24 protein-coding genes and 1 pseudogene are annotated in these 26,965 nt (G+C 63.4%); 13 read left to right on the forward strand and 12 right to left on the reverse strand.

Annotation, left to right across the window (positions count from 1 at the left end; translation table 11 throughout):
• Window positions 1-44 precede the first annotated feature (44 nt).
• From RAD15_RS38180 to RAD15_RS38190, 3 genes are all read left to right on the forward strand, one after another.
• On the forward strand, window positions 45-1,211 hold the full coding sequence (locus RAD15_RS38180) for an MFS transporter (RefSeq protein ID WP_458183867.1): 1,167 nt from the start codon (window positions 45-47) through the stop codon (window positions 1,209-1,211).
• Window positions 1,212-1,279: 68 nt separating this feature from the next.
• Window positions 1,280-1,891: a PilZ domain-containing protein gene (locus RAD15_RS38185; RefSeq protein ID WP_008140941.1), complete on the forward strand. Its 612-nt coding sequence runs from the start codon at window positions 1,280-1,282 to the stop codon at window positions 1,889-1,891.
• 333 nt (window positions 1,892-2,224) lie between these two features.
• Window positions 2,225-2,851: a transglutaminase-like cysteine peptidase gene (locus tag RAD15_RS38190; RefSeq protein ID WP_458183868.1), complete on the forward strand. Its 627-nt coding sequence runs from the start codon at window positions 2,225-2,227 to the stop codon at window positions 2,849-2,851.
• A 118-nt stretch (window positions 2,852-2,969) separates the two neighbouring features.
• Here the strand turns inward: RAD15_RS38190 and RAD15_RS38195 are convergent, their stop codons facing one another.
• Window positions 2,970-4,739 carry a CYTH and CHAD domain-containing protein gene (locus tag RAD15_RS38195; RefSeq protein WP_458183869.1) on the reverse strand — a complete coding sequence of 590 codons (1,770 nt, stop codon included), beginning with the start codon at window positions 4,737-4,739 and terminating at the stop codon, window positions 2,970-2,972.
• 470 nt (window positions 4,740-5,209) lie between these two features.
• Window positions 5,210-5,431, reverse strand: a pseudogene (locus RAD15_RS38200) (amidohydrolase family protein); the annotation flags it as partial.
• 145 nt (window positions 5,432-5,576) lie between these two features.
• Between RAD15_RS38200 and RAD15_RS38205 the strand changes: the two are divergent.
• Window positions 5,577-6,533 (forward strand): Bug family tripartite tricarboxylate transporter substrate binding protein, encoded by a 957-nt coding sequence (locus RAD15_RS38205; protein WP_458183870.1) that lies wholly within the window; start codon window positions 5,577-5,579, stop codon window positions 6,531-6,533.
• 35 nt (window positions 6,534-6,568) lie between these two features.
• Here RAD15_RS38205 and RAD15_RS38210 read toward each other — a convergent pair whose 3' ends face one another.
• Window positions 6,569-7,924 (reverse strand): amidohydrolase family protein, encoded by a 1,356-nt coding sequence (locus tag RAD15_RS38210; RefSeq protein ID WP_458183871.1) that lies wholly within the window; start codon window positions 7,922-7,924, stop codon window positions 6,569-6,571.
• Window positions 7,925-8,140: 216 nt separating this feature from the next.
• On the reverse strand, window positions 8,141-8,848 hold the full coding sequence (locus RAD15_RS38215) for a GntR family transcriptional regulator (RefSeq protein ID WP_458183872.1): 708 nt from the start codon (window positions 8,846-8,848) through the stop codon (window positions 8,141-8,143).
• Window positions 8,849-9,117: 269 nt separating this feature from the next.
• Here RAD15_RS38215 and RAD15_RS38220 point away from each other — a divergent pair, with 269 nt between their 5' ends.
• The 6 genes from RAD15_RS38220 to RAD15_RS38245 all read left to right on the forward strand — a co-directional run bounded on the left by RAD15_RS38220 (window position 9,118) and on the right by RAD15_RS38245 (window position 14,722).
• On the forward strand, window positions 9,118-10,104 hold the full coding sequence (locus RAD15_RS38220) for an ABC transporter ATP-binding protein (RefSeq protein WP_458183873.1): 987 nt from the start codon (window positions 9,118-9,120) through the stop codon (window positions 10,102-10,104).
• Window positions 10,105-10,146: 42 nt separating this feature from the next.
• Window positions 10,147-11,436, forward strand: coding sequence for an ABC transporter substrate-binding protein (locus RAD15_RS38225; RefSeq protein WP_458183874.1), 1,290 nt, complete (start codon window positions 10,147-10,149; stop codon window positions 11,434-11,436).
• Between the two features lie 4 nt (window positions 11,437-11,440).
• Window positions 11,441-12,397, forward strand: a complete 957-nt coding sequence (locus RAD15_RS38230; protein ID WP_458183875.1) for an ABC transporter permease — start codon at window positions 11,441-11,443, stop codon at window positions 12,395-12,397.
• 3 nt (window positions 12,398-12,400) lie between these two features.
• Window positions 12,401-13,279, forward strand: a complete 879-nt coding sequence (locus tag RAD15_RS38235) for an ABC transporter permease (protein ID WP_458183876.1) — start codon at window positions 12,401-12,403, stop codon at window positions 13,277-13,279.
• A 37-nt stretch (window positions 13,280-13,316) separates the two neighbouring features.
• Window positions 13,317-14,048 carry an aspartate/glutamate racemase family protein gene (locus RAD15_RS38240; protein ID WP_458183877.1) on the forward strand — a complete coding sequence of 244 codons (732 nt, stop codon included), beginning with the start codon at window positions 13,317-13,319 and terminating at the stop codon, window positions 14,046-14,048.
• 179 nt (window positions 14,049-14,227) lie between these two features.
• The gene (locus RAD15_RS38245) at window positions 14,228-14,722 is read left to right on the forward strand and encodes a hypothetical protein (RefSeq protein ID WP_458183878.1); all 495 of its coding nucleotides are present in this window, start codon (window positions 14,228-14,230) and stop codon (window positions 14,720-14,722) included.
• A gap of 190 nt (window positions 14,723-14,912) precedes the next feature.
• Here the strand turns inward: RAD15_RS38245 and RAD15_RS38250 are convergent, their stop codons facing one another.
• The 5 genes from RAD15_RS38250 to RAD15_RS38270 all read right to left on the reverse strand — a co-directional run bounded on the left by RAD15_RS38250 (window position 14,913) and on the right by RAD15_RS38270 (window position 18,555).
• Complete coding sequence (locus RAD15_RS38250) at window positions 14,913-15,248, reverse strand: hypothetical protein (RefSeq protein ID WP_458183879.1); 336 nt, start codon at window positions 15,246-15,248, stop codon at window positions 14,913-14,915.
• A gap of 104 nt (window positions 15,249-15,352) precedes the next feature.
• A complete protein-coding gene (locus RAD15_RS38255; RefSeq protein WP_458183880.1) occupies window positions 15,353-15,664 on the reverse strand; it encodes a hypothetical protein in 312 nt (103 codons plus the stop codon).
• 132 nt (window positions 15,665-15,796) lie between these two features.
• Window positions 15,797-17,494, reverse strand: coding sequence for a PAS-domain containing protein (locus tag RAD15_RS38260; protein WP_458183881.1), 1,698 nt, complete (start codon window positions 17,492-17,494; stop codon window positions 15,797-15,799).
• Window positions 17,495-17,609: 115 nt separating this feature from the next.
• Window positions 17,610-18,140 (reverse strand): gamma carbonic anhydrase family protein, encoded by a 531-nt coding sequence (locus RAD15_RS38265; protein WP_458183882.1) that lies wholly within the window; start codon window positions 18,138-18,140, stop codon window positions 17,610-17,612.
• Window positions 18,141-18,225: 85 nt separating this feature from the next.
• A complete protein-coding gene (locus RAD15_RS38270) occupies window positions 18,226-18,555 on the reverse strand; it encodes a DUF6949 family protein (RefSeq protein ID WP_458183883.1) in 330 nt (109 codons plus the stop codon).
• Window positions 18,556-18,771: 216 nt separating this feature from the next.
• Here RAD15_RS38270 and RAD15_RS38275 point away from each other — a divergent pair, with 216 nt between their 5' ends.
• From RAD15_RS38275 to RAD15_RS38285, 3 genes are all read left to right on the forward strand, one after another.
• Complete coding sequence (locus RAD15_RS38275) at window positions 18,772-19,479, forward strand: hypothetical protein (RefSeq protein WP_458183884.1); 708 nt, start codon at window positions 18,772-18,774, stop codon at window positions 19,477-19,479.
• An 814-nt stretch (window positions 19,480-20,293) separates the two neighbouring features.
• A complete protein-coding gene (locus tag RAD15_RS38280) occupies window positions 20,294-20,668 on the forward strand; it encodes a hypothetical protein (protein ID WP_458183885.1) in 375 nt (124 codons plus the stop codon).
• A gap of 89 nt (window positions 20,669-20,757) precedes the next feature.
• Entirely contained in the window at window positions 20,758-21,108 is a 351-nt protein-coding gene (locus tag RAD15_RS38285; RefSeq protein ID WP_458183886.1) for a hypothetical protein, read from the forward strand.
• A gap of 370 nt (window positions 21,109-21,478) precedes the next feature.
• Here the strand turns inward: RAD15_RS38285 and RAD15_RS38290 are convergent, their stop codons facing one another.
• The 3 genes from RAD15_RS38290 to RAD15_RS38300 are packed head-to-tail and all read right to left on the reverse strand — an operon-like array spanning window position 21,479 to window position 26,840.
• The gene (locus RAD15_RS38290) at window positions 21,479-24,589 is read right to left on the reverse strand and encodes an efflux RND transporter permease subunit (RefSeq protein ID WP_458183887.1); all 3,111 of its coding nucleotides are present in this window, start codon (window positions 24,587-24,589) and stop codon (window positions 21,479-21,481) included.
• Entirely contained in the window at window positions 24,586-25,659 is a 1,074-nt protein-coding gene (locus RAD15_RS38295) for an efflux RND transporter periplasmic adaptor subunit (protein ID WP_458183912.1), read from the reverse strand. The genes RAD15_RS38290 and RAD15_RS38295 overlap by 4 nt, the downstream gene beginning before the upstream one ends.
• A complete protein-coding gene (locus RAD15_RS38300) occupies window positions 25,659-26,840 on the reverse strand; it encodes an efflux RND transporter periplasmic adaptor subunit (protein WP_458183888.1) in 1,182 nt (393 codons plus the stop codon). Before RAD15_RS38300 ends, RAD15_RS38295 begins: the two co-directional genes overlap by 1 nt.
• Between the last annotated feature and the right edge of the window lie 125 nt (window positions 26,841-26,965).

Here is a 26,965-nt window from a genome sequence, read left to right on the forward strand (position 1 = left end):
GGCGTCTCTCCACCGCACGCTCAGGACTTTTGGGGGATGACGCATTGCGCAATCGCTGGGGCATTCTTGCGATCCTGTTCGTCGTGCGCCTCACCATCGCGTTCCAGTTCCAGAGTGTGGCGGCAGTCGCACCGCTGCTTCAACAGACCTTCAGCGTCGGCCTCGCCGATATCGGCATTCTGATCGGGCTCTATTTCACGCCAGGCGTCGTGCTGGCGCTGCCGGGCGGCGCGATCGGCCGAACGCTCGGCGACAAGCCGACGACCATCGCCGCGCTGCTGCTGATGACCGCCGGCAGCCTCGTCATGGCAGCAACCGACATCTGGGGTTGGCAGATGGCGGGCCGGCTCGTCTCCGGCGCCGGCGGCGTGCTCTTGACCGTGCAGCTCACCAAGATGGCCGCGGACTGGTTCGCCGGAAAGGAGATCGCAACCGCGATGGCGATCTTCGTCAACTCCTGGCCGGCGGGCGTTGCGATCTCGCTGCTGGTGCTGCCTGCGATCGGCACCGCCCATGGCGCGGGCACCGTGTTCCTGGCGGCCGGTGCGCTGACCGCAATCGGCGTCGTGCTGATCATGTTCTACCAGCCGCCGCCGGGAGCCTCGGTCGGCGCGGCCGGCTCGGGCCGCCTCGATCCCCTCGCGCTGCTGGCGGTGGTCGTCGCGGGCGCGATCTGGGGTCTCTATAATGTCGGCTTCGCCATGATCTTCTCGTTCGGGCCGTCGCTGCTGGTCGAGCACGGCTGGAGCATTGCGGCGGCGGGCTCGGCAATCAGCATCGTGATGTGGCTGTCGGTGATCTCGGTGCCGGCCGGCGGCTATCTCGCCGACCGCTTCAAGCGGCCCTTTATATTGGCGATCATGGCCAGCATCGCGGTGGCCGGGCTGTTGGCCTGGCTGACCCGGTCCGATGCCGTGATCACGATTCTCGTGCTGATCGGGCTGATCGGCGGCCATCCGGCCGGCCCGATCATGAGCCTTGCCGCCCGCGTGCTCGCCCCGGAGACCAGGGCGATCGGCATGGGCGTCTTCTATACGCTCTTCTATGCCGCGATGATGGTGGGGCCGGCCGTCGCGGGCCGGCTCGCCAAATCGGCGGGGAGTGCGGCGGTCGCGCTGGACCTCGGCGCGCTGACGGTGCTGGCCTGCCCGCCCCTGATGTGGCTTTTCGAGCGCATTGTGTCTGTCCGTCACAGTCGCGACCGATCCTAACGCGGCATTAACCCTATGCACCTTAGGGTCGTCCCGGACTCCGCCAGGCGGGGGGTCGGGTTGTGAAAATGGCGTTGGCGAACAAAAAATTTCTTCCGGCCGCCGAGGAACGTCGGCGTTTCCAGCGGGTGAAAGTGCACCTGCTCGGCCGCTACATGCTGCCGGACCGCCGTGAATTCCCCTGCCAGGTGATCAACATGTCACCGGGCGGCCTCGCTCTGCTCGCCCCCGGCATAGGCAATGTCGGCGACCGCGTGGTCGCCTATCTCGACCATATCGGCCGGGTCGAGGGCAAGATCACCCGCATCATCGACAATGGCTTTGCCATGACGATCGGGGCGACGCCCAGAAAGCGCGACAAGCTCGCGGCTCAGCTGACCTGGCTCGCCAACCGCGACATCCTCAATTTGCCGGAGGACCGCCGCCACGACCGCATCGTGCCGCGCAACCCGATCGCGGTGCTGACGCTCGAGGACGGCACCAAGATGACCTGCCGCATCATCGACCTGTCGCTGTCTGGCGCCGCGATCGCCGCGGAGAACCGGCCGCCGCTGAAATCGACGGTCCTGCTTGGCCGGGTCCAGGGCCGCGTGGTCCGAAACCTCGAAGACGGCTTCGCGCTGGAGTTCGTCCACGCGCAGCCGATCGAGACACTCGAAGAGAGCGTTACCGCGCGGTAAAGCGCAAGGACGCTAAAACCACTGTATTTCCAGCCTCGAAGGCGGCCTCCGCGATGCGGACGCCGCCCTTTTCGTGGATCGTGACGCGGTTCGCGCGGGTTAACGCCGGGGTTGCGGGCGCGCGCAAACAACGGTTCCGCCAGCGTTTCCGCGTTAACAGATAAAATTTGAATCAATTGCAGTTGTTTCAAATTTTACGAGAATTCGATTCAAGTATAGATCGAATTCGCCGCGGTTTTTACTTGTATTCGTCTCGACTTGACTTGGTCGATTTAGCGGCAACTCAAAAGCTCCGTGCGAAATGTGGTCCCAACAAGAAAAACGGGGGCCACGATGTTCGATTTCAGGGGACAGGGGAAAGGGCTGGCGCTGGCTGCCATGCTCTTCGGGATCGGCGCGACAGCGCAGGCCGGCGAAGGCCGCCTGCTCTACGCGAGCCTCGGTGACACCACGCGTGCACCGATCGGCTGGGTCGAATTCTGTGCGGACAATGCCGCCCAGTGCCAGGGCGCGCCGACACAGCCGCGCGACATCGTGATGTCGCAGGCTGCATGGCGCGACCTCGTCAAGGTCAATCGCTGGGTCAACGAGACCGTCAAGCCTTTGACCGACCAGGAGCACTGGGGCGTGATCGAGAAGTGGTCGCTGCCGACCGACGGCTACGGCGACTGTGAAGACTACGTGCTGTTGAAGCGCAAGATGCTGATGGATGCCGGATGGCCGCGTGAGGCCCTGCTCATCACCGTCGTGCGCGACAAGAAGGGCGAAGGGCACGCGGTGCTGACGGTGAAGACCGACAAGGGCGAGTTCGTTCTCGACAATCAGAACGAGAACGTCGTTGCCTGGACGGAGACCGGCTACCGCTTCGTCAAGCGCCAGTCGCAGAGCGATCCCAACGTCTGGGTCTCGCTCGGCGATACCAGGCCGGCGGTCTCCACCGCCAGCGCAAGAGATCAGTAGTTACGAGAGGACGAGTTACGCGACCCGGTCACATCCCCACCCCTCCCCGTCCCAGACCGGTTCGCGCGCGCCCAGCCATCCCCCAATGGCTGGGCGCAACTTTTTTTGGAGTGTGCGGTCAGTCCTGTGAAGTCTGACGCGACCACGGCACGCGCGCGGCGGTGAAATTCCGCCACGAGCCTTGCAACGACGGCTGCACGCCGATCGATGCACGCGCCTGCCAGCCGGCGATCGCCGCCGCGGCGATGGCGCTGTCGGGCTCGGCGTCGAGCCTATCGAGCAGTGAGGCCGTGACCGCCATGTCGTTGAAGGCGCCAAGCTCCTCCTGCAGACCGGCGAGCCGGCGCGAGAACCGCCGCACGGATTTGCGATCGGCGAACAAGGGCAGCAGGAACTCGCCGAGATAGCGCAGCCGTTTGGTCGCGAGCCGCACCCGATGCAGCTCGTCGGCCGACAGCGACTTGAAGCGGCGGCCGCGCTTGAGCACCTTGGCGTATTGCTCCGACAGGATGCGCTGCGCGAAATTGACGGCGGGCTCGGCGAGCTGGCCGAGATCTTCGGCGGCAACGTCGTTGCGCCAGCCGCGCGTCTCGATCCACTGACCGAGGCCAATCAGGAACACGGCGCAGCGGCGGTCGTCGAGCGCATGATGCGCCTTGCGATAGGCATCCGACTGGCACCGGGCTGCAGCCCGGCCAAGCGCATCGAAGCCCGCGACCGAAGGACAGGCTTGTGCGATCGTCGGCAGGGTCTGGAGCTGGAACACATCCCAGTCACGCGCGGCGGACAGGTCCTGCGCCAGCCATCTTGCTTCCGACCGCAGCGCATCGAGATTGCTGAGCGCGCCGACCGATCGCATCAGGTCGAGCGCCGATCGCAGCCGGCGCAGCGCGACGCGCAGCTGATGCACACCTTCCGGATTGCGCCCGTCCTCGGCCGCGGGCAGCGACTGAAGCAGGTGAAGGAAGCAGGAGCGCAGGATCGTCGCGAAGGCCTCATCCAACGTGACCTGGGGATCGAGGCGAAGTTTTCGCGGGCGTCGCGCCGATGGCGGCTTGTCGGCGGCAAGATCGAAGCCGCGCGCCGACTTGGTGCGGATCGACGGCTTCACGGCTCCGTGCTCCGCAAGCCGCAGCGCGATCTCGTAGATCGTGCTCGCGCTGCCGCTCTTGAGCTCCAGCTCGATCTCGCTCACGGGCATCGACCGGTCGCCGGCGGTCAGCTCGCCCTGGTCAAAGGCGATCTCGACCGTGCCGGTCGGCAGGTCGATCATCCGCGCATGACGATGAACGTCGGCAGTGAAGACGGCTTCAAGCGGCTGCGCTTCGAGGTGGGCGCGAAGCTTCTCCGGAATGAACGGCATCGCCAGCGCGACATCCGGCGCAAGCGACGGCACGCTCGCCTCCCACTCGCCACGGCGCAGCGGATCGTCCGCAGCATCGGTCTTCACGGCCTGCACGAAGCGCGCACCGCTCTGGCGTACGCGCAGGCTGAGGCCGCTGCGCCGAAGCGTGCGCTCGGGCGTGTCGTAATAGACGGACTTGAGATGTTTTCGCGCGCCCTTGTTGCGCGCGTTCGCCGCGATGACAGGCGCGGCGTTGAAATGCGCCATGCGATCGGCATCGACGAGAAGCTTGAGCTCGATTTCACCGGCGGGACGCGCGCCAGCGTTCGACTGTGATGAATCCGGTGCAGGTGTCGCTCCTTGCGATGGCGACTGATCAATCACAGCGCTCTCGAAGGGCGTCAGTTCCGCACCGGGTTCGGCGGCTTCAGGCTGCCTAAGGAAGCCGGCGACGACTTGCGTTCTCTTGTTGTCCTTGGAGACAGGAGTCCCGTCCGGCGCGCTCGGAGCTTTGCGAGCCGGTGTTGCGTCTGATTTTAGCATTTCCGGTGACATGACAGTTCAATGACAGAGCGCCAGCATATAGCCGGTCAGGCCCGCGAGGAATAGTCACGTTACGTCGCAACGCATCATCGTCCACACGACGCGCCAAGCACAAAGATCCGGCAAGGGCTGTCACAATTCGGCGTATCGTCACGAACTAAATTGCTTCAGAGATTCGCAAGCGACCGAATTGATAGCGAATCTCGCTGTTCTCGAAACCGAGATGAACGTGTCAGCGAGCTTGACTCATGCTAGCCGAGAAATTCTTTCTGGTTCTGGAGACGCTTAGAAGTCACGCCTCAGATGACAGGCCCGAGATTGTGACAAGCCCTATTGTGACAAACCCTGCGCGGCCTCCCGCAATACCGCAGATCGCGTCCCCTTCGCGGTGCAATAAGCCGGTTCCTGACGATCGGGACTAGAAGCGGTCCAATTTTGCGGGCCCGGGATGCGAGCGGTGTGCGCACGTGTCAGCGCGCAAGACTGTCCTTGTAAATCCTTCCGCTCTTCATGATCACCACAAAGTTCTTCGCGGGATCTTCGACCAGACGGATGTTATCGAGCGGATTGCCGTCGACGAGCAGCAGATCGGCCAGCGCGCCCTCCTCCACCACGCCGAGCTTGCCGGGATAGGGATTGCGCAGGCCCGACAGGCCGAGCAATTCGGCGTCGGCCGACGTCGCCATGGTCAGCTCCCGCTGGCCGGGACTAATTTCACACAGCGAAACGATATTCCTGTTTGTTGACGTCCTCCCAGGCTCGTGTGACAGGGACGTCCAATGACGTAGTGCAAAAAGGGAGGACGATGTGTGGAGATGTGCCAGAATTAGCGGCGCCATGGCTGCTGCAATTGCGTGCCTGACACTGACCGCTGCAGAAATGGCTTGGGCCGAAGCCTGGCCGACCCGTGCAATCAGGATCGTCGTCTCCACGCCGGCAGGCGGCATCACCGATGCATTCGCCCGCGCCTATGGCGATTATATCTCGCAGAAGCTCGGCCAGCCCGTGGTTGTCGAAAACAAGACCGGGGCCAGCGGCGCGCTGGCGGCGCAATCGGTGAAGGATTCCCCGGCGGACGGGTACACGCTGATGTACACGATCTCGTCCACCCTGCTCGGTAACCGGCTGCTGCTGAAATCACTGGCCTATGATCCGGACAAGGATTTCGCAATCGTCGCGGTGACGCCTTCGGGACATCTGCCTTTGGTGGTCCATTCCGCCACCGCTGCAAAGACGCTCGAAGAGTTCGTCGCGTATGCGCGTCGCAGCAAGGTCACGGCAGGGTCGTACGGTATCGGCTCGTTCGCGCATATCGCGGTCGCCGAGCTCAACCGGCAATTCGGCCTCGACATTTCCATCGTGCATTACCGCGGCGAAGCGCCGATGTGGCAGGATTTTGCAGCCGGGGTCATCCAGGCGGCGGTCGGCAGCTATCAGGCCGCGCTTCCGGTGCTCGATACCGGCGTCGGCCGCGCGATTGCCGTGCCGACACCGGTGCGCATGAAGAAACTGCCCGAAACCAAGACCTTCATCGAGCAAGGGGTCACCGGCAATGTCTTCCAGCTCACCAGCTTCACCACGCTGGTGGCGCCAGCCGCGACGCCAACCGACCGCATCGAACTGCTCGCCAAGCTGATGGTCGAAGGCGGCAAGACGGAGCGTGTGCAGAAGCTGCTCGAGGCCTTCGGTGTCGACTCGCCGGCAATAGATCGCGCATCCTCGGTTGCGCTCTACGAAAAGGAAGGGCCGATCTGGCTCGAATCAATCAAGAATCTCGGATTGGAGCCGCAATAGAATCCGTGGTCGCCGCTCCCGCTGCGCCGCAAGCGTCAGCGCGCGAGACTGTTCTTGTAAATCCTGCCGCTCTTCATGATCACCACAAAGTTCTTCGCGGGATCTTCGACGAGGGCGATGTTGTCGAGCGGATTGCCATCGACGAGCAGGAGATCGGCCAGCGCGCCCTCCTCCACCACGCCGAGCTTGCCGGGATAGGGATTGCGCAGGCCCGACAGGCTCAGCAACTCCGCGTTCGCCGACGTTGCCATGGCCAGCGCTTCGGCCGGCGTGTACCAGCGCGTCAGCGCGGCCAGCATCGATCCTTGCTTGTCCGCCAGCGCCTTCGAGAACAGCACGTCGGTGCCGAACGCGGTCTTGATGCGGTACTTCTTCGCCAGCGCATAGACGCGATCGGTGCCGGCAACCACCTGCCGCATCTTGTCCTGCTCCGCTGGGCCCAGCGCGGCAGCACCGCCAATGTCCAGGAACGGTTGCGTGCTCAGCCAGATCCCCTTCTCCGCAATTAGCTTGGCGCTCGCCTCGTCCATGAGGTGACCGTGCTCGATGCATCTGACGCCGGCTGCGATCGAGCGCTGGACTGCGACCGACGTATAGGCGTGCGTAACAACATAGGTGCCCCAATTGTCGGCGGCTTCGACCGCGGCGCGCAGCTCGGGCTCGGTGAAGGTGGAGACGTCGAGCGGACTAAAGGGCGATGCCACGCCGCCGCCCGCCGTGAGCTTGACCTGCGAGGCGCCCTGCATGAGTTGCTCGCGCGCCCGCACCCGCACCTCATCCGGACTGTCGGCGACCATGCTGCCGCCGATTTGCTCCATGCGGCTCAGCATGCCGCCGATCGTTCGCGGTAGATCGGAAAGCTGGCGGAAGTCGCCATGACCGCTGGTGACGGTGATGATGGCACCGGATGGATAGATGCGTGGACCGGCGACGAGGTCCTCGTCGATCGCCCGCTTGAGGCCGAAGCTCGGCCCGCCCATGTCGCGCACGGTGGTGAAGCCGCGCATCAGCGTTGCCGTCGCCTCGCTGGCGGCAAGCAAATTGTTGTAGCCGACATCGCCGAGCGCGGCCATCGGCGTCGGGCGCACCAGCATCGCGTGCCAATGCGCGTCGATCAGTCCCGGCATCAGCACACGTCCGCCGCCATCGACCACCTGGCCGGTGGCCGCGATGTCGGCGGTCGAAATCTTCTCGATCTTCCGGTCCCTGACGAGGACGTTGGACGCGGCCGAGAGCGCAGCGTTCTTGCCGTCGAATATCCGGACGTTACGAAACAGGACGGCGGAATCCTGTTGGGCTTGTGCGGAGCACGAGCTGCCGAGGATCATTGCAACGGCCGCAAGCAGTGTGGCGATTCCGGTCACTCTGGCCGGCATCCTCAAACCCGACATGTCCGGCCTCCGCTGAGGTGCAGGGCTAAGCGAGGGGTGATGGCAGGCACGCAACGTCTCGCCAGTTGACGCCGACGTCTGGTCTCCGTCAACCTACCGCCACGACGGCAATATGCAGTCCTGCCATCTGCTTTGATGAGAGGTCGCCGCGGTCGACCGCAATTGAATCAAAGAGATATCGCCGTCTGCGACATCAGGCCGGCGGACATGCCTCGCTCAGGCGCCGAGCACATCCGCAAGCCGCAGCTCGTCGGCGGCGGGATCTTTCAAGAACAGCTCGGCCTCGATCTCGTTCAGATGCGACAGCATCTGCGCGCGCGCGGCCTGCTTGTCGCGCTTGCGGATCGCAGCGACGATGCCGGCGTGGTGATCGGTGCCGCAGGCCGGCGTGTCGTGGCGGCGATAGAGCAGGATGATGAGCGAGGAGCGCGCGATCAGCTCCTTGAGGAAGCCGAGATAGATGCTGTGGCCGCTCATCTCGGCAATGAGCCGGTGGAACTCGCCGGAGAGCCGGACCGAGGCGCGGGCGTCGCCGCGCAGCTCGGCCTCGCGTTCCTCGGTGAGATGCTGCTGGAGGCGATCGAGCCAGTCCGGTGATACCGACTCGACGGCGTGATCGACGATGGTGGGCTCGATCAGGCGGCGCGCCTCGAACACTTCGCGGGCATCCGCAGGCGTGGGCCGCGCGACGAAGGCGCCGCGGTTCTTCTCGATGCTGACGATGCCCTCATGCGCGAGTTGCTGCAGCGCGGTGCGGACCAGCGTGCGGCTCGCGCCATAGATCTCGCCGATCTCGTCCTCGCCGAGCTTGGTGCCCGGCAGCAGGCGATGCTCGAGGATCGCCGCGGTCACGCCCTCCCGAATTCGGCTAACGCGATCGCTCGCGTCTGGCGCATCGGATTTCGGGCGGGTCTTGGCGGCCATTAGTTTCGAGGATTCGGGTGTGAGGGCTCGATCGGCGACGTTCGGCCTCGAATGTTAGTCGACGAGCTGTATCCAATCACAGGCGAAACTTTATACAATCATCGCCCATTTTGTGTGCATATTGTTGCCCACTCGGCAAGCCGCGCCGCTACGCCGGATTCGATCTAACGACCTGACTCCACTGCACAGTTTTGGAATCCGGCAGTCTCCGGGCGGTTGGCACGGACCTTGCGGAGAAAGCCGGAGCATCGCCCCTCCTCGGACACGCCATGGCCACTCCCGCCGCTCTCGAACTGGTTGCCGTCACCAAGCGCTATGACACGACACTGGCGGTCGACACCGTCAATCTGAAGATCCCGGCCGGCACCTATTGCTGCCTGCTCGGCCCCTCCGGCTGCGGCAAGACCTCGACCCTGCGCATGGTCGCGGGCCACGAGGCGGTCAGCGCGGGCGACATCATCCTCGGCGCGCAGAACGTCACCGATCTTCCGCCGGCCGAACGCGGCACCGCGATGATGTTCCAGTCCTACGCGCTGTTTCCGCATCTCAGCGTGATCGACAATGTCGCTTTTGCACTCAAGATGCGCGGCATCGACAAGCCGACGCGGCACAAGCGCGCCGGCGAGCTGCTCGAGCTCGTCGCCATGAGCCCCTATGCAGGCCGGCTCCCGGCACAGCTTTCGGGCGGCCAACAGCAGCGCGTGGCGCTCGCCCGCGCGCTGATCACCGAACCGCAGATCCTGCTGCTCGACGAGCCGCTGTCGGCGCTCGATCCGTTCCTGCGGGTCAAGATGCGCGGTGAGCTGAAACGGCTGCAGCGCGAGCTCGGCATCAGCTTCATCCAGGTCACCCACGGCCAGGAAGAGGCGATGGCGCTCGCCGACCACATCGTGGTGATGAACCACGGCAAGATCGAGCAGCAGGGCTCGGCGCGCGACATCTTCCACCATCCCCGCACCGAATTCGTGGCGCGCTTCATCGGCGGCCACAACGTCCTCAGCGACGCCGGCAAGCTCATCGCCGTGCGCGCCGATCAACTCGGCATCGTGCCGTTCACTGACGGCGCCTTCGGCGCGCCGGCGCTGCTGACCCAGACCGAGTACCAGGGCTCTTACATCGCCGTCTCGCTCACCCTCGACGACGGCACCGCCCTGTTCTCCCACCTTCCCGAAGCCGCCTTCGACGTCCACCCGTTCCGTCCGGGTGATCGCGTGCTGGCCACCTGGGATCCCGCCAAGGCGCAACGCCTGCAATAGCGCCGATCGATCACTGGAATGCGCAACAGAGGAGTGACTGATATGACCGAGACCACTGGGACAAAGGGCGTCAGCCGCCGCACGCTGCTCAAGGGCACCGCGGGTCTTGCCGGCCTTGCCGCCGGCTCCGGCGCCATCACCGGCTTTCCCTATGTGAAGTCGGCCGACGCGAAGGTGCTGCGCTATCTCGGCACCGCCGTGAACGAGGGCGACGACATCTCCAAGCAGTGCCTCAAGGACACCGGCATCAAGATCGAATACATCACCGCGACCACCGACGACGTCACCAAGCGCGTGATGACCCAGCCGAACTCCTTCGACGTGCTGGACACCGAATATTTCTCGCTGAAGAAGCTGGTGCCGTCGGGCAACATCCTTGCCCTCGATGCCAGGAAGATCAAGGAATTCGACAACATCACGCCGGTCTTCACCAAGGGCCAGACGCCCGCCGGCAAGAAGATCGGCAACCAGGGAACCGCGCCCTGGAAGGTGCTCTATCTCGAAGGCAAGGACTCCAAGAAGTTCGCGACGTCAGCGACCGAATTCGTCACGCTGATCCCGACCGTCTACAACGCCGACACGCTCGGCATCCGTCCCGACCTGATCAAGCGGCCGATCAGCTCGTGGTCGGAGCTGCTCAACCCCGAATTCAAGGGCAAGGCCTCGATCCTCAACATCCCCTCGATCGGCATCATGGACGCCGCGATGGTCGTGGAAGCCACCGGCAAGTACAAATATGCCGACAAGGGCAACATGACCAAGGAAGAGATCGATCTCACCATGAAGGTGATGACCGAGGCCAAGAAGGCCGGCCAGTTCCGCGCCTTCTGGAAGGATTTCAACGAGAGCGTCAACCTGATGGCGTCCGGTGAGACGGTCATTCAGTCGATGTGGTCGCCGGCGGTGACGAAGGTGCGATCGATGGGCATCCCCTGCACCTTCCAGCCGCTCAAGGAAGGCTATCGCTCCTGGGCCTCGGGCTTCTGCGTTTCCAAGGGCGTCTCGGGCGCGAAGCTCGAATGGGCCTATGAGTTCGTCAACTGGTTCCTGTCCGGCTATGCCGGAGCCTATCTCAACCGCCAGGGCTACTACTCCGCCGTGCTCTCCACCGCGAAGGCCCACATGGAGCCTTACGAGTGGGCGTACTGGATGGAAGGCAAGGCGGCCGAGAAGGACATCAAGGCACCCGACGGCTCGCTGCTCGAGAAGGCCGGCGCGGTGCGCGACGGCGGCTCCTACGAGGACCGCATGGGCGGCGTCGCCTGCTGGAACGCCGTGATGGACGAGAACGACTACATGGTCCGCAAGTGGAACGAGTTCATCGCGGCCTGATGTGATGGACACTTCGGGAGACATCCTGCAACAGCCATCCCCGGACCTCGTCCGGGGATCCGATACGCGCGCCGCGAAAGCGGCGCGCCTGTCGCCGTCGTTCATCTCCTGGCTCCAGGCCGGGCCGATGATGCTGGTGTTTCTCGCCTTCTTTCTCATTCCACTGGTGTTCGTCGTCATCGTCTCGTTCTGGGACTACAACGAATACCAGTTGCTGCCGGCCTTTTCGGGCCGCGGCTACACCGACACGTTCGAAGGCTGCATCGCGCAGCTCCCCGATCTCTGCACGATCGGGCGAACCTATGTGATGACGCTGAAGCTGTGCTTCATGGTCTGGGCGATCACGCTGTTCATCGGCTTCTGGGTCGCCTACTTCCTCGCCTTCCATGTGAAGTCGAAGACCTGGCAGATGGGATTGTCGCTGCTCTGCACGATCCCGTTCTGGACCTCCAACGTCATCCGCATGATCGCCTGGATTCCGCTGCTGGGCCGCAACGGCCTCGTCAATTCCGGCCTCGTGAAAACAGGTCTGATCAACCACCCGCTGGAATGGCTGCTGTTCTCCGAATTCTCCGTCGTGCTGGCGCTGGTGCACCTCTTCACCTTCTTCATGGTGGTGCCGATCTTCAATTCGATGATCCGCATCGACAAGTCGCTGATCGAGGCCGCCTATGACGCCGGCGCAACCGGCTTCCAGACGCTGGTCAACGTCGTCATTCCGCTCGCCAAGCCCGGCATCGTGATCGGCTCGATCTTCGTCATCACCATCGTGATGGGCGACTTCATCACCATCGGCGTGATGGGCGGCCAGCAGATCGCGGCCGCCGGCAAGATCATCGAGACGCGGGTCAATGCGCTGCAATTCCCGGCCGCCGCCGCGAACGCCGTGATCCTGCTCGCCATCACCTTCCTGATCATCACCATGATGTCGCGCATCGTCGACATCAAGAAGGAGCTCTGAGCAATGAAGGAGGGACGCCCGCGCTCTTTCTACGTGCTCGCGGTCTTCTTCGCGGCCTATGTGCTGTTCCTCTACGGCCCGATGATCGCGATCTACGTCCTGTCGTTCCAGGGACCGCAGGGCGGCCTCACCTTCCCGATGAACGGCGTGTCGACCTTCTGGATCGCAAAACTGTTCCAAGGCACCGGCATCGTCGATCTCGGCGCGGCCTTCCGCCGCTCGCTGCTGCTCGGCATCATCGTGATGATCGTCACCGTCGTGCTGTCGGTCGCCGCCGGCATGGCGTTCCGGAGGAAGTTCAGGGCGCAAAGCATCCTGTTCTACTCGGCGATCGCGAGCCTGATCGTGCCCTCGATCATCACCTCGCTAGGCATCTCGCTGGAATTCCGCATCGTCGACGATCTGATCAAGGCTCACTGGAACGAGAATTTCGAGACCTCGATGGGCCTGCTCACCTCCGGGCTCGGCGCACATCTGACCTGGACGCTGCCGTTCGGCCTTCTCATCATGTTCGCGATCTTCAACCGCTTCGACCCGCGCCTGGAGGAAGCCGCGCGCGATCTCGGCGCGACGCCGTGGCAGACCTTCCGTCATGTCGTGCTGCCGATCATCCTGCCCTCGGTGATCGGCATCGGCCTGTTCGGCTTCACGCTGTCCTGGGACGAACTCGCGCGCTCCAGCCAGGCGATCGGCGCGGTGAATACGTTGCCGCTCGATCTCCAGGGCCTCACCACCACCGTGACCAATCCCGACATCTATGCGCTCGGCACCGTGATCTCGGCGGTCTCGTTCACGGTGATCACCCTTGCGCTCGGCACCATCCACGTGCTGAACAAGCGGCAGGCGGCCAAGGGCTCGGACGCCGGCCAAGGACTCGTCTAACAAAGCGCTTGTCTAGGAAGGGGCTCGTCTGATCGCGATGCGACTGCACGTCGTCAATCCCAACACCACCGCGTCGATGACGGCGAAGATCGCCGCTGCCGCGCGCACGGTCGCCCTGCCCGGCACCGTGATCGACGCGCGCCAGCCCGCGATGGGCCCGGTCTCGATCGAGGGATTTTACGACGAGGCTTTTGCGGTGCCCGGCATGCTCGGCTGCATCCGGGAAGCCGACCGCGACGGTGCCGACGCGCACATCATCGCCTGTTTCGACGACACCGGCCTCGACGCCGCGCGCGCCGCCGCCAAAGCACCGGTGATCGGCATCGGCGAGGCCGGCTTCCACATGGCGAGCCTGATCGCGGCGCGCTTTGCCGTGGTGACGACGCTCAGTGTCTCCATCGTGCCGATCGAGCATAATCTGAAGAAGTACGGCCTCTTTGAACGCTGCGCCCGCGTCCGCGCCGCCGAGGTGCCGGTGCTCGCGCTCGAAGAGCGCAATAGTGAGGCGCTTGCAAAAATCTCCGCGGAGATCACGGCCGCGATCCGCGACGACCGGGCCGAAGCCATCGTGCTCGGCTGTGCCGGCATGGCTGATCTTGCTGCCGAACTCGCCACCACGCACGGCCTGCCCGTGGTCGACGGCGTCGCCGCGGCGGTGACGCTGGCGGAATCGGTGGTGCGGCTGGGACTGATGACGTCCCGGCTCGGACCCTACGCGGCGCCGCGGTCGAAGACCTATTCCGGGCCGTTTTCGTCGTTTCAGCCCTGATCCCGGCCCCTGGCCGGGCCTTCGGAGGCCTCAAGGGCCGCTGATCACTGGTTTTTTTGCCCTCAGCCTCTTTTTGGTCCCATTCCTTGCCGAAACGTAACGTTTTCGGGACGTCCCCGGCCGCCTCTAGGTTGCCGGTCTTCGCCATTCTCCAAGTTTCACTTTGGGTTTTGTCAGCGATGATCGATCTCGCAGAGGACACACCGTCCAACCCCCTCCTTCGCCTGGGCGCCCAGCCGATTGCGCTGACCGCCGCGGCCCTCCTCCTGCTGATCGCGGGGGTGACCTCGATCGCGATCTGGCGCGCCTATACGGGGACCGCACCCGAGACCGACCGGGTGGTGGCATCGCGGCAGTTGCAGGCGCGGACCGCACAGGCCTCCGAGCAGCTCGTCGAGAAGACCAGGGGGCTCGAGGCGACCCAGCAGGAATCGATCGACCAGCTCCAGGTCGTGCAGGATCAGCTGCAGACGATGAAGCGGCTGATGGCGTCGCAGCAGGCCGACACCAAGCGCCTGTCCGAGCAGGTCGCAGCGCTGAATGAGTCCATCGACGGCTTGCGGCAGTCTTTTGCCAGCGCCCGGGCCACCGAGGCCGAGACACCCTCGGTTACCCGCAGGAAACCGGCACGGCACCGTGTCCAGGCCAGCGCGCGGAAGCGCTCGCGCGGCTGAACAGGTCAGCCTCCGCGACTCTAATTTTTTCCACTTGTGAACTGGATCACATTCGCCCGTATGATTCCGCGCGATGCTGCCCGTTACCGGATGGCGTGAGCCGATTTCAATATCCGGGGCTGGCAAGGTCGTTGACGGTATACTGCGTCAACGGCCTTGTTTTTTCCTGCGTCAGCCAGTCGTTGCGGGGCTATTCGCAGACGTCCACGCGGCGGATACGCCAGCCAGATGGCGTCATCACGCGCTTCCGCACCACATAGCAGCCGCCATACCCATCGTCGTAGCCGGTACCATAGTAATATGGGTTTCCGTAGGGATAGCCGTAGCCGTAATAGCCGCCGTAATAGCCGGCGCCGGCGAAACCGGCGCCGATCGCGACCCCTGGCCAGAAGCCGCCGCCATACCAATGGCCGCCGTGACCCCATCCGCCACCGTGGCCGAAACCGCCCCGTGCCTGTGCCGCTGGGAGCGCCGACAACCCGATTGCCGCAACGGCCAGCGCCGCCATCATCATCTTCCGTAACATTTACTCGATCCTCCGCGTGGACACGCTCCACGCTTCAAAGCGGGATCAGGCTAACGTCACGGGGGCATTCCTGACAGCCTCGCTGCCTCACTTCCGCGCGAGCATCAGCAGCCGCGGCAGATGCTCTTCATCTTCTTGTCGAGCAGCCGGTTCTCGGCACTGACAGCGGCATCAGCGGCCCCACCGGTGCCGGTGCCGGTGGTGACTCCGGAGCCCGGGCCGGACGACTGAGCCGTACCGAGACTGTTGGTGCCGGGCGGCGGCGCCGGCGAATTGGAGACACCTCCGGTCGACGAACTACCTGTCGATCCAGCAGTGCCGCCCGTCGCTTGCGCGAAGGATACGGCCGGCATCGCCGCAAGGGCGAGGATCAAGACCATCGTCTTCATTGAAGCGTTTGCACGCGGTGACGCCATTGGAATGCTCCTTTATCCGTCAACGGTCCCGACCAGGACACGTTCCGGAACAAATCCCGTCACATCAGCTTGAAAGCCGCACGTCCCAGGGCCGGAAAGGAGAGGTCGCGATCCTTTTGCAGAACGCGAACGCTATGCAGCGGCCACCATCTTCTCGGTCCGGTCCTCGACCATGGTGACGAACATGTGGGACTCTTCGCCGGCGCCGCCGATCTGGACACGGCGCGCGGAGATCACGCGGCGCCCGCGCGCGGGATTGTCGATGGTATCGACGATCGGTTCGAGCTGCTGCTTCTGGGCCAGAAGCTGCTGGTCGCGCCGCTCGATCAGTTCGGCCGCCTCCGCCGAGAACAATTCCCGCGCCGTCTTGCCGATGATCTCGCCCCGCGACAAGCCGATCATCTTCTCGGCGGCCTTGTTGACGAAGACGTAGCGCAAATTGCGCGCATCCTTGGCGATGATGCCTTCGGCGACGTTCTCGATGATGGTGGCGAGGAAGCGCTCCATCCGCTCCAGGATGCGCTCGCGCTGACGCTGTTCGGTGACGTCCTCCTGTACGGAGACCCAGCCGCCGCCGTCCATCGGACGTTCATAGATCTTGATGATGCGGCCGTCGTTCAGGGCGATCTCGTAGGCCGTCGGCTCGCGCCTGGTGATCCGGTCGAGAACCGCTGCGACATATGTCGCGACGTCGCCGCTGAACAGGCCGCTTCTGACCCGGTGCTGGAGGATCTCCTTGAGCGTCGTCGATCCGGCCTGGATCGTCTCGGGCAGATTGTAGATCCGCCGGTAGTTGGAGTTCATCGCAACCACGCCCGCCTTGCCGTCGAGCATGATCAGGCCCTGCGGCATGCTGTTGATCGCGGCCGAGAGCTGCCACTTCTTGGCCTGGTACTTGTCGTTGAACTTGTCGCGCTCGGTCATCGCGGCGTCGCGCGCTTGCGCGGTACCGAGCTCGAGCTCCTCGAGCTCGAAGATGCGCGCCACGGCGTCGCGGAAGTTCTGCACGGCGCGCGCGAGATGTCCGATCTCGTCGTGACGGCCGAGATGCGGCACCCCGCTCTTGACGTCGCCCTGCGCGATCCGGTCGGTCGCCTGCGTGATATCGGCGAGAGCGCCGACCACCGAGCCGCGCATGACGACGACATTCAGTCCCGCGAGGATCAGCGCCGCGAGACCGAGCGCGAACAGATAGGCCGCCGCATAGCGGTTCTCATTGGCGAGCTCGTCCGCCTCGCGGGCGCGCTGCTGGTAGATGCGTTCGAGCGCCTCGATATCACTGTTGAGCTTGCTGCGCACCGTCCGGTTGGCGTCGTTGTCGCCCCATTCCCGTGCTGCCGCCGGACTGATCTCCACCCCGCGCCGGACCAGCTCCTGGCGAAATTCGATGAACTGCGCGATGCGCTGGCGGAAAGCAGCGAACTGCTCGGCATCGTCGTCGCTGACGGTCCGCTCCATGCTCTTCACGGCATCGGCGAGCTCGCGGTTGCGGCGCACGAGCCCGTCAGCGAACTGCTTCATCGCCTTGCGATCGGCGGACATGTAGATGCCGCGCGATTCCATCACGACGGCGTAGATCAGCGCGTTGATGCGTCCGACATTGATGGCGGCCTCCGCGGAAGAAGCGTGCATGTGGCGATAGGTCGTCTGCAGCCGCACCGACTGGATCGACATCACGAGCAGGAAGGTGGTGACGATCGCGAGAAAGCCCGCGATGCTGTAGACCTTTTCAGCAACACTCAGCGTGTCGGTGCCGCGCGCAAAGCGGCCGAATTTTTTTAATAGATTGGTTCCGGCAGCGAGCCCGGAACCCATTGCCGCAGCGTCCATGGCGCCGCTCTCCCTGATTGAAACAACCCCACGATACCGTTGCGGCGCTATCGGAGACTTAAAGTTTCAACCGGTATTGTTACGGCATGGAACCGGGGCGACGCCCGCGCGTCCGTCAGCCGATCCGCTTCAGGCCCTTCTTGAAGCGCGGGCCGTTGGCGACATAGAACCTGGCCGCGCTCCCCATCTTCTGCACCTGGGCGTCATCGAGCGTGCGGATCACGCGCGCCGGTGAGCCGATGATCAGAGAGCGTTCGGGGAACTCCTTGCCCTCGGTGATGACGGAGCCGGCGCCGACGATGCTGTTGCGCCCGATCTTCGCGCCGTTCATTACGATCGAGCCCATGCCGATCAGCGCGCCTTCCTCGACGGTGCAGCCGTGCAGGATGACGTTGTGGCCGACGGTGCAGTTCTTTCCGATGACCAGGGGAAAGCCGAGATCGGTGTGGCAGGTCGAGCCGTCCTGCACGTTGGCGCCCTCGCCGATCTCGATCCACTCATTGTCGCCGCGCAGCACAGCGCCGAACCAGACGCTGGCACCCGGCTTCAGACGCACGCGGCCGATGACCGTGGCGGTGTCCGCGATGAAATAATCGCCGTCGGCGGGAAGATCGGGCGTCTGCCCGTCGAGCTCGTAGATCGCCATGGAGGTCTCCTGTCACGTTCACGCTGGCATAGCGAAACGCGCGCCTTCAGGCAAAGGGCTATGCCTGATGCGTCAGGCCAAGTCGTCAGGCCAGGACGCCGGCCGCGCGCAGCGTCATCAGGAAGAAGGTGCCGCTCATCATGCTCCAGAAGCCGGCGATGAGGGTCGCCATCATGACGAATTCCGCGCGGCGGCTTTCCACCTGGATGCCGCGCAGCGTGTTGCGCATGATGATGAAGGGCGCCGCGAACACCAGGAACGGCACCGCCGCGAAGGTCTTCGGCGCCACGCCGTCCTGCAACAGGCCGAAGCCGGCGGGCCGCTGCGCGACCGCCTGGTATCCGTTCACGAGGGCGCCCGCGAGCGCGAAACCGATGCAGATCGAGAAGAAGGTATTGAGAGCTTCAGGTGTCATCGGAACAGTCCGCCCTTACGCAACGCTGGAGCCTTCCTGTGACAAATCGAACTGGTTAACGCTACATTATCCTTAAGGGAAGGTTAACGCCCCCGGCCGCCTCACGCAGGGCCCTCCCCCGCTCCCCGCAGCCGGGAGCGCTCCGCGAAATCGCCGCCGCGTGGCATATTCGCCGCTGATTCGTCGGCCATCGGCCGACTTCGGCTCATTCGACTCATGACGGTGTTTTCGACAACCTCCCCTCAGTCCCCCCGCACGCGCACCGGCGCGCATGTCGTCCCGATCATGCTCGGCGGCATTGCTGCGGCGTGCGCGGTCACGCTGGTCGCCTATCTGTTGTGGCCGACCTGGGGCACGAGCGGCGCGAACGCCCCGGACAAGCTGCCGGTGAGCGTCGGCGGCACGCTGTTCAACCTGCCGGTGGCGGCGATCCGCATGAAGATCCAGCGCCACTCCGGGCCGCAGGAGCGCATCGATCTCGACTTCCTCTATCCCTCGCTGGAGCCGCCCGGCACGCCCAAGCACGTCACCGCCGACACCGTGGAAGCGGCCGTGCAATCGATCGACCGCATCTTCCTGTCGATCGCGGCGCATCACGATGCGCTCTCGCCCGAGCAGCGCACAACCACGATCTATCCGCGCTATCTCGATCAGGCCGCAACGCGGCCCGAGGACGGGCTGACGATGCGGATGTTCCGCAGCGAGACGCCTTACGGCAGCGAGGACCTCTATTCCGCCGCAAGCCCGGCGCTGACCGCGCGCTGCACGCGCGATGGAGCGACACCCGGCATGTGCCTCTCCGAGCGCCGCGTCGGCGGCGCCGACCTCACCTTCCGCTTTCCCCGCAGCTGGCTGTCGCAGTGGCGCGATGCGGCGGAGGCGATGGACAGGCTGACCGCGCAGTTGCGCGGGCCGAAGGGCTGAGCGAGGACACCCCGCCCTGCCGCGAGATCGGCTTGGGCTGGTGCCTCCAAATCAAAAACCTCGAAACAACCCCATGCGCAGTAGCCAAGCATCTGCCGCATAAGCATTTTCGTATTTTACGAAATCAATCTTGACCCGTCGGGCAAAACAGGGGCATGATGGCATCATGGTGACCTCAAGCCTGTCGCACCGGACTAGCAACGCTCCGAGGCGCGCCAGTGATCCGACTTCTATCATGGCCAATGATAGCAACGTTTGTCCGCGCGCGAGAAAGACGGCGAGGATGGGTTGCAGCCAAACAAGACGTGGCCGTGCCTGATCGTGCGTTCCTCTTTGATCTGGGTCAACACCTTGATCTGGGTCAACACCTGTTCTGCAACACCATGGCCTCCTGTACTGGACGTGTACGATGCGGATATTATCCGTATCCACCTTGCTACTGAACAACTGCCTGTTTGGCTGGCGCAGTCGTCGTATCAGCTGCGTTGGCCGTCGAAGGAGCACCGGTCCCATGAGGAAGGCCTGCTTGCTTGCCGTCCTTTGCGCCATGGATGTCGTCTTGGCGACGTCCGTCGTCGCCAAGACGCCGCGGACAAAAGTCGGGACGGTCGCAGATGTTCGCCAGATCGTCCCGGTGCCCGTTAGCTGCAGGAGCGGCCTTGTCTGCAGGCAAGACCTATTTGATCGCAACAACAGGAACAACCTGCGATCCGACTGGCCTAGCCCTCCGGCTCAACCAGGTCAGTTCTAATGCAGCGCCTTCTGACGGCGCGCAAAAATGCGGTTCAACTGGAAGGACGTAAAGGAGGTTATGATGAAGATAGCGGCGTTATCTGCAGCGCTCCTCGGAAGTCAGTTTCTTCTGACGCCCGTGTCCGATCGCGTCCCCGAATTGAAGGTGGAGGCGCTTTGCAAATCTACCACTGTCGACGACAAGGCAATGGGACTGGCGCTACCTCAGAGCTTTGCCGACTGCATGCGCGATGAGTCGGCTGCACAGAAACAGCTCAACACGGTTTGGGGCACGGCTTCCATCCCTATTCGCGATAGCTGCGAAGGTGAAGCCTCGACGGGCGGAAGTCAAAGCTATGTTGATCTTCTCACCTGCATACAGATGGCGGAATGGGTGAAGTCGCCCTCAACCGCGACGCGCCTGAGGGGCGCAAGCAAGAATCGAAATTCACAGTGATCCGGCTCTCGTTTCGAGAGCGCAGCCTGGTTTGTTCGCGCCGCATTTGTTAGGGCGCGCCTGATTATTTGAACGAAGGAGTGATTTGTATGAAGCGATTGCCGCTCGTTATCGCCGTGATGACATCAGCACTTGCGCCGTCCGCTGCGTCGGCCCAATCGATCAATCTCACCGGCATCTACAAATGCGTTCAGATGTGTCGGGGAGATCTGCCGGCTCACATTACCCAAAACGGGACTGAACTTAATCTCTTGACGGAGGCAGGACAGCCATCCCGCGCGTGGCCTGATTGGTACTGGCCGGCAAACCGGATTTGGATCGACGCATTCAACCAGAGTGCAGTCTATTCGCCAGATGGCATGCTCATCCAGTTTGATAACGGCACGATCTGGCAGCGCGACGTACCTCCTCCTCCTCCTCCGCTGCGCCGACGAAGGTAGCGTGACTAAACTGGGTCGCGTGAAGACGAGTGCATTATCGCAGATACCGCGGATTGTTGGCCGTTCGCTCGTATCACCGTCGAACGAGGGCCCACCGACGCCCTTGAATTATTGATTGCGTCAACGTTTCCGCGCTGAACATGACGCTTCAATCGAAAATGGAATTGTAGGTTCGTATTTGTGAAGCGGCTAGAGCGCCTTGCATGACGATTTCTGTCACCTGAATGCGGCAGCGAAGCAATGCTCCCCCGGCATTCTTGTCGATCCCATCTCGCTGACACCCGTGCGAGCCTCTCCCTGAAGCGGCGTATTTTCTCATCCTCAAATGCATAGATCGAGTTTTTGTCGGTGGGCCACGTGTACGTCATCTTTAAGAGGAAGCCGTAGTAAAGCGCGAGTCTTCGCTCCTCACGCCTTCGGACGGTTGCGCATGCGGATCGGCGGGCGCATTGATGCGGAACCAAGCGACGTACAGCGCCGGCAGGAACAAAAGTGTCAGCACCGTTCCGACGATGATGCCGCCCATCATCGCATACGCCATCGGCCCCCAGAATATCTCGCTCGCAATCGGGATCAGCGCGAGGCTGGCCGCCAAGGCCGTCAGCATGATCGGCCGCATCCGGTGCTCGGTCGCTTCCACGACGGCGTCCCATGCGTGCCGCCCTTCGTCGCGCAACTGCTCGATCTGCACGATCAGGATCACGGAGTTGCGGATCAAGATGCCGATCAGCGCCAGCACGCCGAGAATGGCGACGAAGCCGAGCGGCGCCCGGCTCGGCAGCAGTGCCGCCACGACGCCGATCAAGGCCAGCGGCGCAACTGCAGACACCAGGAACAGCTGCTGGAAGCTCTGCAGCTGCAGCATCAGAATCGTCGCCATGATCAACAGCATCAGCGGCACCACGGCGATGATCGGCGCCTGGCTCTTGACGCTCTCCTCAACGCTGCCACCGGTTACCACCGAATAGCCGGCTGGCAATTTTGCGGTGAATGCCGCGAGTTGCGGCTTGAGCTGATCGACGATGGTGGCCGCCTGCACTGAATCCAGAATGCCCGCCTTCAGCGTAATGGTTGGCAGGCGTGACCGCCGCCAGATCGTCGGCTGCTCAATTTCGTAGCGCAGCGTAGCCACGGCGGCGAGTGGCACTGCCTGACCACTGGTGCCGGTTAGTTGCAGATCCCGCAGCGTTTCAATCGAACGGCGTTCGGTGGCTTTGGCTCTCCCGAGCACCTTGATCAGGTAGATATCGTCCCGCACCTGGGTGACTGTGGTGCCGTCCAGCACGCCGTTCAGCGCCGTCGCGATGTCCTCGGAGGTGACGCCGAGCTGCCGCGCCTTGTCCTGCAGAACATCGACCTTGACGACGCGCGCAGGCTCTGCCCAGTCGAACACCACGTCGCCGAGATGCGGATTGCTGCGCAGGATGCCTGCCAGTTGTCGGGAATACTCCCGTACCCCGGCGATGTCGGGACCGCTCATACGGAACTGCACCGGCCGGCCGACAGGCGGCCCGATCTCGAGCAGCTTCACGAAGGCGTCGGTACCCGGAAACGTCTTCTTCAGATAGGTCTGCAGCTCAGCCTTGACGCGATCCCGCGCCTCCAGGCTCTTGGTGACGATGACGATCTCACCAAATGACAGGTCGGCCGGCTGCACGTCGAAGGACAGCACGAAGCGCGGCGCGCCTCGCCCCACATAACTCGACCAATGATCGACTCCCGAATTGCCCTTGAGCGCCTCCTGCTCGAAGCGAGCTATCTGCGCATCGGTTTCGGCGATCGAACTGTTCTGCGGTAGGCTAAAATCGACAATCAGTTCGTCCCGATCGGACGCCGGAAAAAACTGCTGCTGCACGAAGCCCATGCCGGCGAGCGACAATCCGAACACCGCAAGCGTGATCGCGATGGTCGCCCAGCGCCAGCGCATGCAGAAGCCGAGCAGACGGGAGAAGCCGAGCTCTAACCGGCCCTTGTGCCCATGGTGGCTCTTCATCGTATGCGGCAGGATCGTGACGCCCAGCAACGGCGTGAACAGCACCGCGACGATCCACGACACGACAAGGGACACCGCGATGACGACGAACAGCGTGAAGGTGAACTCGCCTGCATTGCTGTTGTTCAGCCCGATCGGAATGAAACCGGCGACCGTGACCAGCGTTCCGGTCAGCATCGGAAACGCGGTCGAGGTGTAGACATGGGTCGCCGCCTTCTTTAGCGTATCTCCGACCTCCAGACGCGCCACCATCATCTCGACCGCGATCATCGCGTCGTCCACCAGCAGGCCGAGCGCGATGATCAGCGCGCCGAGCGAAATGCGCTGCAGCGAGATGCCGGCGGACGCCATGACCAGGAAAGTAATGGCGAGCACCAGCGGAATCGAGATCGCAACCACCAGACCAGCCCGCATCCCCAAGCTAAGGAAGCTGATGGCAAGCACGATAACGACGGCTTCGAATAGCGCCTTGGTGAAGCCGGACACCGCGTGATCCACGATGACAGGTTGATCCGACACCAGATGCACACCGACCCCGATCGGCAGGTCGGCCACGACCCTGGTCATTTCCTTTTTCAACGCGGCGCCGAATTCCAGCAGATTGGCGCCGGCCTTCATGCCGATAGCGAGCCCGATCGCAGGTTCTCCGTTAAAGCGAAACAGGTTGGATGGTGGATCGGCATAGCCGCGCGTGATCGTGGCTACATCGGTGAGCGGAAAATACCGGTCGTTAACCCGAAGATTGACCGCCCTCAGGCTGGCCTCGGACGTGAAGTGTCCACTGACGCGCGCGCTGATCCGCTCCGGCCCCGCCTGCAGAACGCCCGAGGGCGCGATAGCATTTTGCTCTTGCAACGAGGTCAGGATCGCGCGTTCATCGAGCCCCAGTGCAGCGATCTTGCGGGTGGAGAATTCGAGATAGATGACTTCATCCTGCGCGCCGATGATATCTACCCGGCCGACATTCGGCACGGTCAGAACCTTGGAACGGACATACTCGACCCGGTCGCGTAGCTGACGCTGGCTCAGCCCGTCGCTTGTGAACGCGTAGATGTTGCCGAAGACGTCGCCGAACCTGTCGTTGAACGTTGGCCCAATGACGCCTTCTGGAAAGTCGCCTTTGATGTCGTTGATCATGTTGCGCACACGCACCCAGGTCGGAACCACGTCCCGCGCCTTGGTGTCGTTGCGAAGATTGACGTAAACGGTTGTTTGTCCGGCGACGGTCAGACTCTTCGTATAGTCGAGCGATTCCAGCTCCTCGAGCTTCTTCTCGATCCGCTCGGTGACCTGACGCGTCATCTCCTCGGCGGACGCGCCGGGCCATTGTGCCTGAACCAACATGGTCTTGATGGTGAACGCGGGATCTTCCTCGCGCCCCAATTGCATGTAGGAAAACAGCCCAGCAGCCATGAACGCGATCATGAAATACCAGACCAGCGAACGATGCTCGAGCGCCCAATCGGACAGGTTGAACGACTTCTTCACGGCTTGGCTTCCTGATCGATGCGGACCTTCTGGCCGTCTACAAGGCTGTGCACGCCCGCGGTCACCACGCGCGAACCTTCCTCGATGCCAGCCACGATGCGCGCGCCGCTGCCGTCGTCTGCCGCACTCGTGACCTCGCGCAATGCCACCATGCCTTTGGACGGATCGACCAGCCAGACCAGCGTTTTGCCGTCTTTGACAAGAATGGCTGACACCGGCAATCGGAGCGTCGGATGGCTGCTGGTGACGGGCGTCATCACCGTCGTCCCCAGCCGGAATGTCGTGGGAGGATTGTCGAGCGTAATGCGGACGCGGCGCGTGCGCGTCACGGCATCGGCCTGCGGTGCGATCTCGCGGATCCGGCCCTCGGCCTGGATCGCGGGGTCGAGCTGAAGGCTGACCGTGAAGGGCTGGCCGATCCGCAACGTGCTGGCCACGTCGTCGGCGACATCGATCACAGCTTCGCGGATCTCGGGGCGCGCGACCGTCACGACGGTTTGGCCGGACGACACGACCTGGCCGACCTCGGCACCAACCGCGGTGACGACGCCGGCGAATTCCGCCTTCAATTGGGCGTAGCCGAGCTGCTCGCGCGCCTTGGTCAAATCGGCCTGAGCGCGGACCAAGGTCGCCTGCGCGGAGGCGGTGGATTGCTCGGCGCTTTCCATATCTGCCTGGCTGATGACCTCAGTCTTGAGCAGCGTGCGCTGGCGTTCCTCGAAACCGCTGGCGTTGGTCAGCTTGGCCTGACTGCTTGACACGTCTGCAATCGCGGAGCGTACCGCGAGTTCAAGCGAGGTCGGGTCGATCGCTGCCACGGTCTGTCCCTTCTCTATCGTGTCGCCGATATAGACCGGGCGCGCAATCAGCCGTCCCTGCACGCGGAAGCTCAGATCAGTTTTGAACTGCGGCTCTACGGTCCCGACGATGACGCCACCTTCGGCTTGGCCCAGCGTAACGACTGTCGACAATACCGGCCGCACCGGTTGAGGTGCGACCGCCTGGTCCTCGCATCCGGCCGCCGCAAAGCAGATGCCGAGCATCGCACTGATACGAATTCCGTGTTTCATCATGAGCTCTCCCCGTCGAACGTGACGGTTTGTCCCGGGCTGAGCAATTTGCCGCCATCGGTGACGACGCGATCACCAGGCTGCAGTCCGCTCTTGATCACGATGATTCCGTTCTCATAGTCATCGACAACGACCGGCTTCAGCGAAACCGTGTTGCTTGCGGAGTCAACGACCCAGACCGCAGGCGCGGTGCCGGCGGCGGTCAGCGCGCTCCAGGGCAGAACGATGCGATTCTTTGGTTTCCAATGCACCGTCCCGGTGACCGCGCTTCCCAGCGTCATCGCTGCGGGCGGATTGTCGATCGCAATCTTGACCCGCACCGTTGCCGTTTTCGGATCGATGGTCGGGGAGACTTCGCGGGCACGTCCTTGCGCCTTGACGGCCGGATCCGACACCAGGGTCAAAGTGATGTCGCTACTCTCCGGCTGCTCGAAGAAAATCGACTCATACACATCGAACACGGCGTCCCGTGCGCCGTCCTCCGCCAGCGTGAATGCCGACTGCGCCGACTGCGCGACCTGACCGACCTCGATATTGCGGGCCGTGATCACGCCATTGGCTTTGGCGCGTAGCTCGGTAAAGCTCAAATTGTCTTTCGCAGTGCCAACCTCGGCCTTGGCGGCATCGAGCGATGCTTCCGCCGTGCGCAACGCCTCCTGCGCCTGCTCATACGACGATCGCGTGGTGAAGCCTTGCGCGATAAGGGTTTTTTGTCGAGTGAAGGTGGCGGACGTGACACGGACCTCGGTCTCGGCGCCCTTCACCTTGGCGATCGCGGCATCGAGATCGGCCTGCTGCTCTGTCGGATCGAGGCGCGCCAATACATCGCCGGCGTTCACGTGGGCTCCAACATCCACCAACCGCTCGATCACTCGGCCGCTGACGCGGAAGGAAAGTTCAGCGCGGATTCGGGCCTGAACATCGCCCGTCAGCGTGGTCGACCCCTGGCGATCCTGGAGCCGCACCGTTTCAGTGCGAACCAGCGTCGGCGCCTTGGACGATCCGTCGCTCCGATCGCTACAGCCCGCTAGCGAGACTGCAATCGACAAACAGCAGGCAATTCGGAAGCCGGGTCGAGGGGCAGATTTCGAGCAACGGCGGACGCGATCAGCCATTGCGACTCGCTCATGTTGGCGAGACAAGCCGAACTGCTCCGCTACGTACCGTGACACGGATCGCATTGGATGCCACCTATCGTTGACGCTGCTTTTTGTGCTGCAGTGCCGAACGGTTCGGTCCGCCGGCTACTCGACTGACGGTCCGGCCGGCAAGAACCTAGTAGCACGGTGGATAAGGGTAGTATCCG

Source organism: Bradyrhizobium sp. 14AA, from assembly GCF_054185205.1.

Bases quoted from the DNA above. Each gene is read 5' to 3' on its own strand.
- RAD15_RS38275 (WP_458183884.1), top strand. From the start codon at position 18,772: ATGACGGTGTTTTCGACAACCTCCCCTCAGTCCCCCCGCACGCGCACC.
- RAD15_RS38210 (WP_458183871.1), bottom strand. From the start codon at position 7,924: ATGTCGGGTTTGAGGATGCCGGCCAGAGTGACCGGAATCGCCACACTG.
- RAD15_RS38265 (WP_458183882.1), bottom strand. From the start codon at position 18,140: ATGGCGATCTACGAGCTCGACGGGCAGACGCCCGATCTTCCCGCCGAC.
- RAD15_RS38245 (WP_458183878.1), top strand. From the start codon at position 14,228: ATGATCGATCTCGCAGAGGACACACCGTCCAACCCCCTCCTTCGCCTG.
- RAD15_RS38230 (WP_458183875.1), top strand. From the start codon at position 11,441: ATGGACACTTCGGGAGACATCCTGCAACAGCCATCCCCGGACCTCGTC.
- RAD15_RS38220 (WP_458183873.1), top strand. From the start codon at position 9,118: ATGGCCACTCCCGCCGCTCTCGAACTGGTTGCCGTCACCAAGCGCTAT.
- RAD15_RS38240 (WP_458183877.1), top strand. From the start codon at position 13,317: ATGCGACTGCACGTCGTCAATCCCAACACCACCGCGTCGATGACGGCG.
- RAD15_RS38255 (WP_458183880.1), bottom strand. From the start codon at position 15,664: ATGGCGTCACCGCGTGCAAACGCTTCAATGAAGACGATGGTCTTGATC.
- RAD15_RS38270 (WP_458183883.1), bottom strand. From the start codon at position 18,555: ATGACACCTGAAGCTCTCAATACCTTCTTCTCGATCTGCATCGGTTTC.
- RAD15_RS38190 (WP_458183868.1), top strand. From the start codon at position 2,225: ATGTTCGATTTCAGGGGACAGGGGAAAGGGCTGGCGCTGGCTGCCATG.
- RAD15_RS38215 (WP_458183872.1), bottom strand. From the start codon at position 8,848: ATGGCCGCCAAGACCCGCCCGAAATCCGATGCGCCAGACGCGAGCGAT.
- RAD15_RS38185 (WP_008140941.1), top strand. From the start codon at position 1,280: ATGGCGTTGGCGAACAAAAAATTTCTTCCGGCCGCCGAGGAACGTCGG.
- RAD15_RS38260 (WP_458183881.1), bottom strand. From the start codon at position 17,494: ATGGACGCTGCGGCAATGGGTTCCGGGCTCGCTGCCGGAACCAATCTA.
- RAD15_RS38195 (WP_458183869.1), bottom strand. From the start codon at position 4,739: ATGCTAAAATCAGACGCAACACCGGCTCGCAAAGCTCCGAGCGCGCCG.
- RAD15_RS38225 (WP_458183874.1), top strand. From the start codon at position 10,147: ATGACCGAGACCACTGGGACAAAGGGCGTCAGCCGCCGCACGCTGCTC.
- RAD15_RS38205 (WP_458183870.1), top strand. From the start codon at position 5,577: ATGGCTGCTGCAATTGCGTGCCTGACACTGACCGCTGCAGAAATGGCT.
- RAD15_RS38295 (WP_458183912.1), bottom strand. From the start codon at position 25,659: ATGAAACACGGAATTCGTATCAGTGCGATGCTCGGCATCTGCTTTGCG.
- RAD15_RS38235 (WP_458183876.1), top strand. From the start codon at position 12,401: ATGAAGGAGGGACGCCCGCGCTCTTTCTACGTGCTCGCGGTCTTCTTC.
- RAD15_RS38285 (WP_458183886.1), top strand. From the start codon at position 20,758: ATGAAGCGATTGCCGCTCGTTATCGCCGTGATGACATCAGCACTTGCG.
- RAD15_RS38250 (WP_458183879.1), bottom strand. From the start codon at position 15,248: ATGTTACGGAAGATGATGATGGCGGCGCTGGCCGTTGCGGCAATCGGG.
- RAD15_RS38280 (WP_458183885.1), top strand. From the start codon at position 20,294: ATGAAGATAGCGGCGTTATCTGCAGCGCTCCTCGGAAGTCAGTTTCTT.
- RAD15_RS38300 (WP_458183888.1), bottom strand. From the start codon at position 26,840: ATGCGATCCGTGTCACGGTACGTAGCGGAGCAGTTCGGCTTGTCTCGC.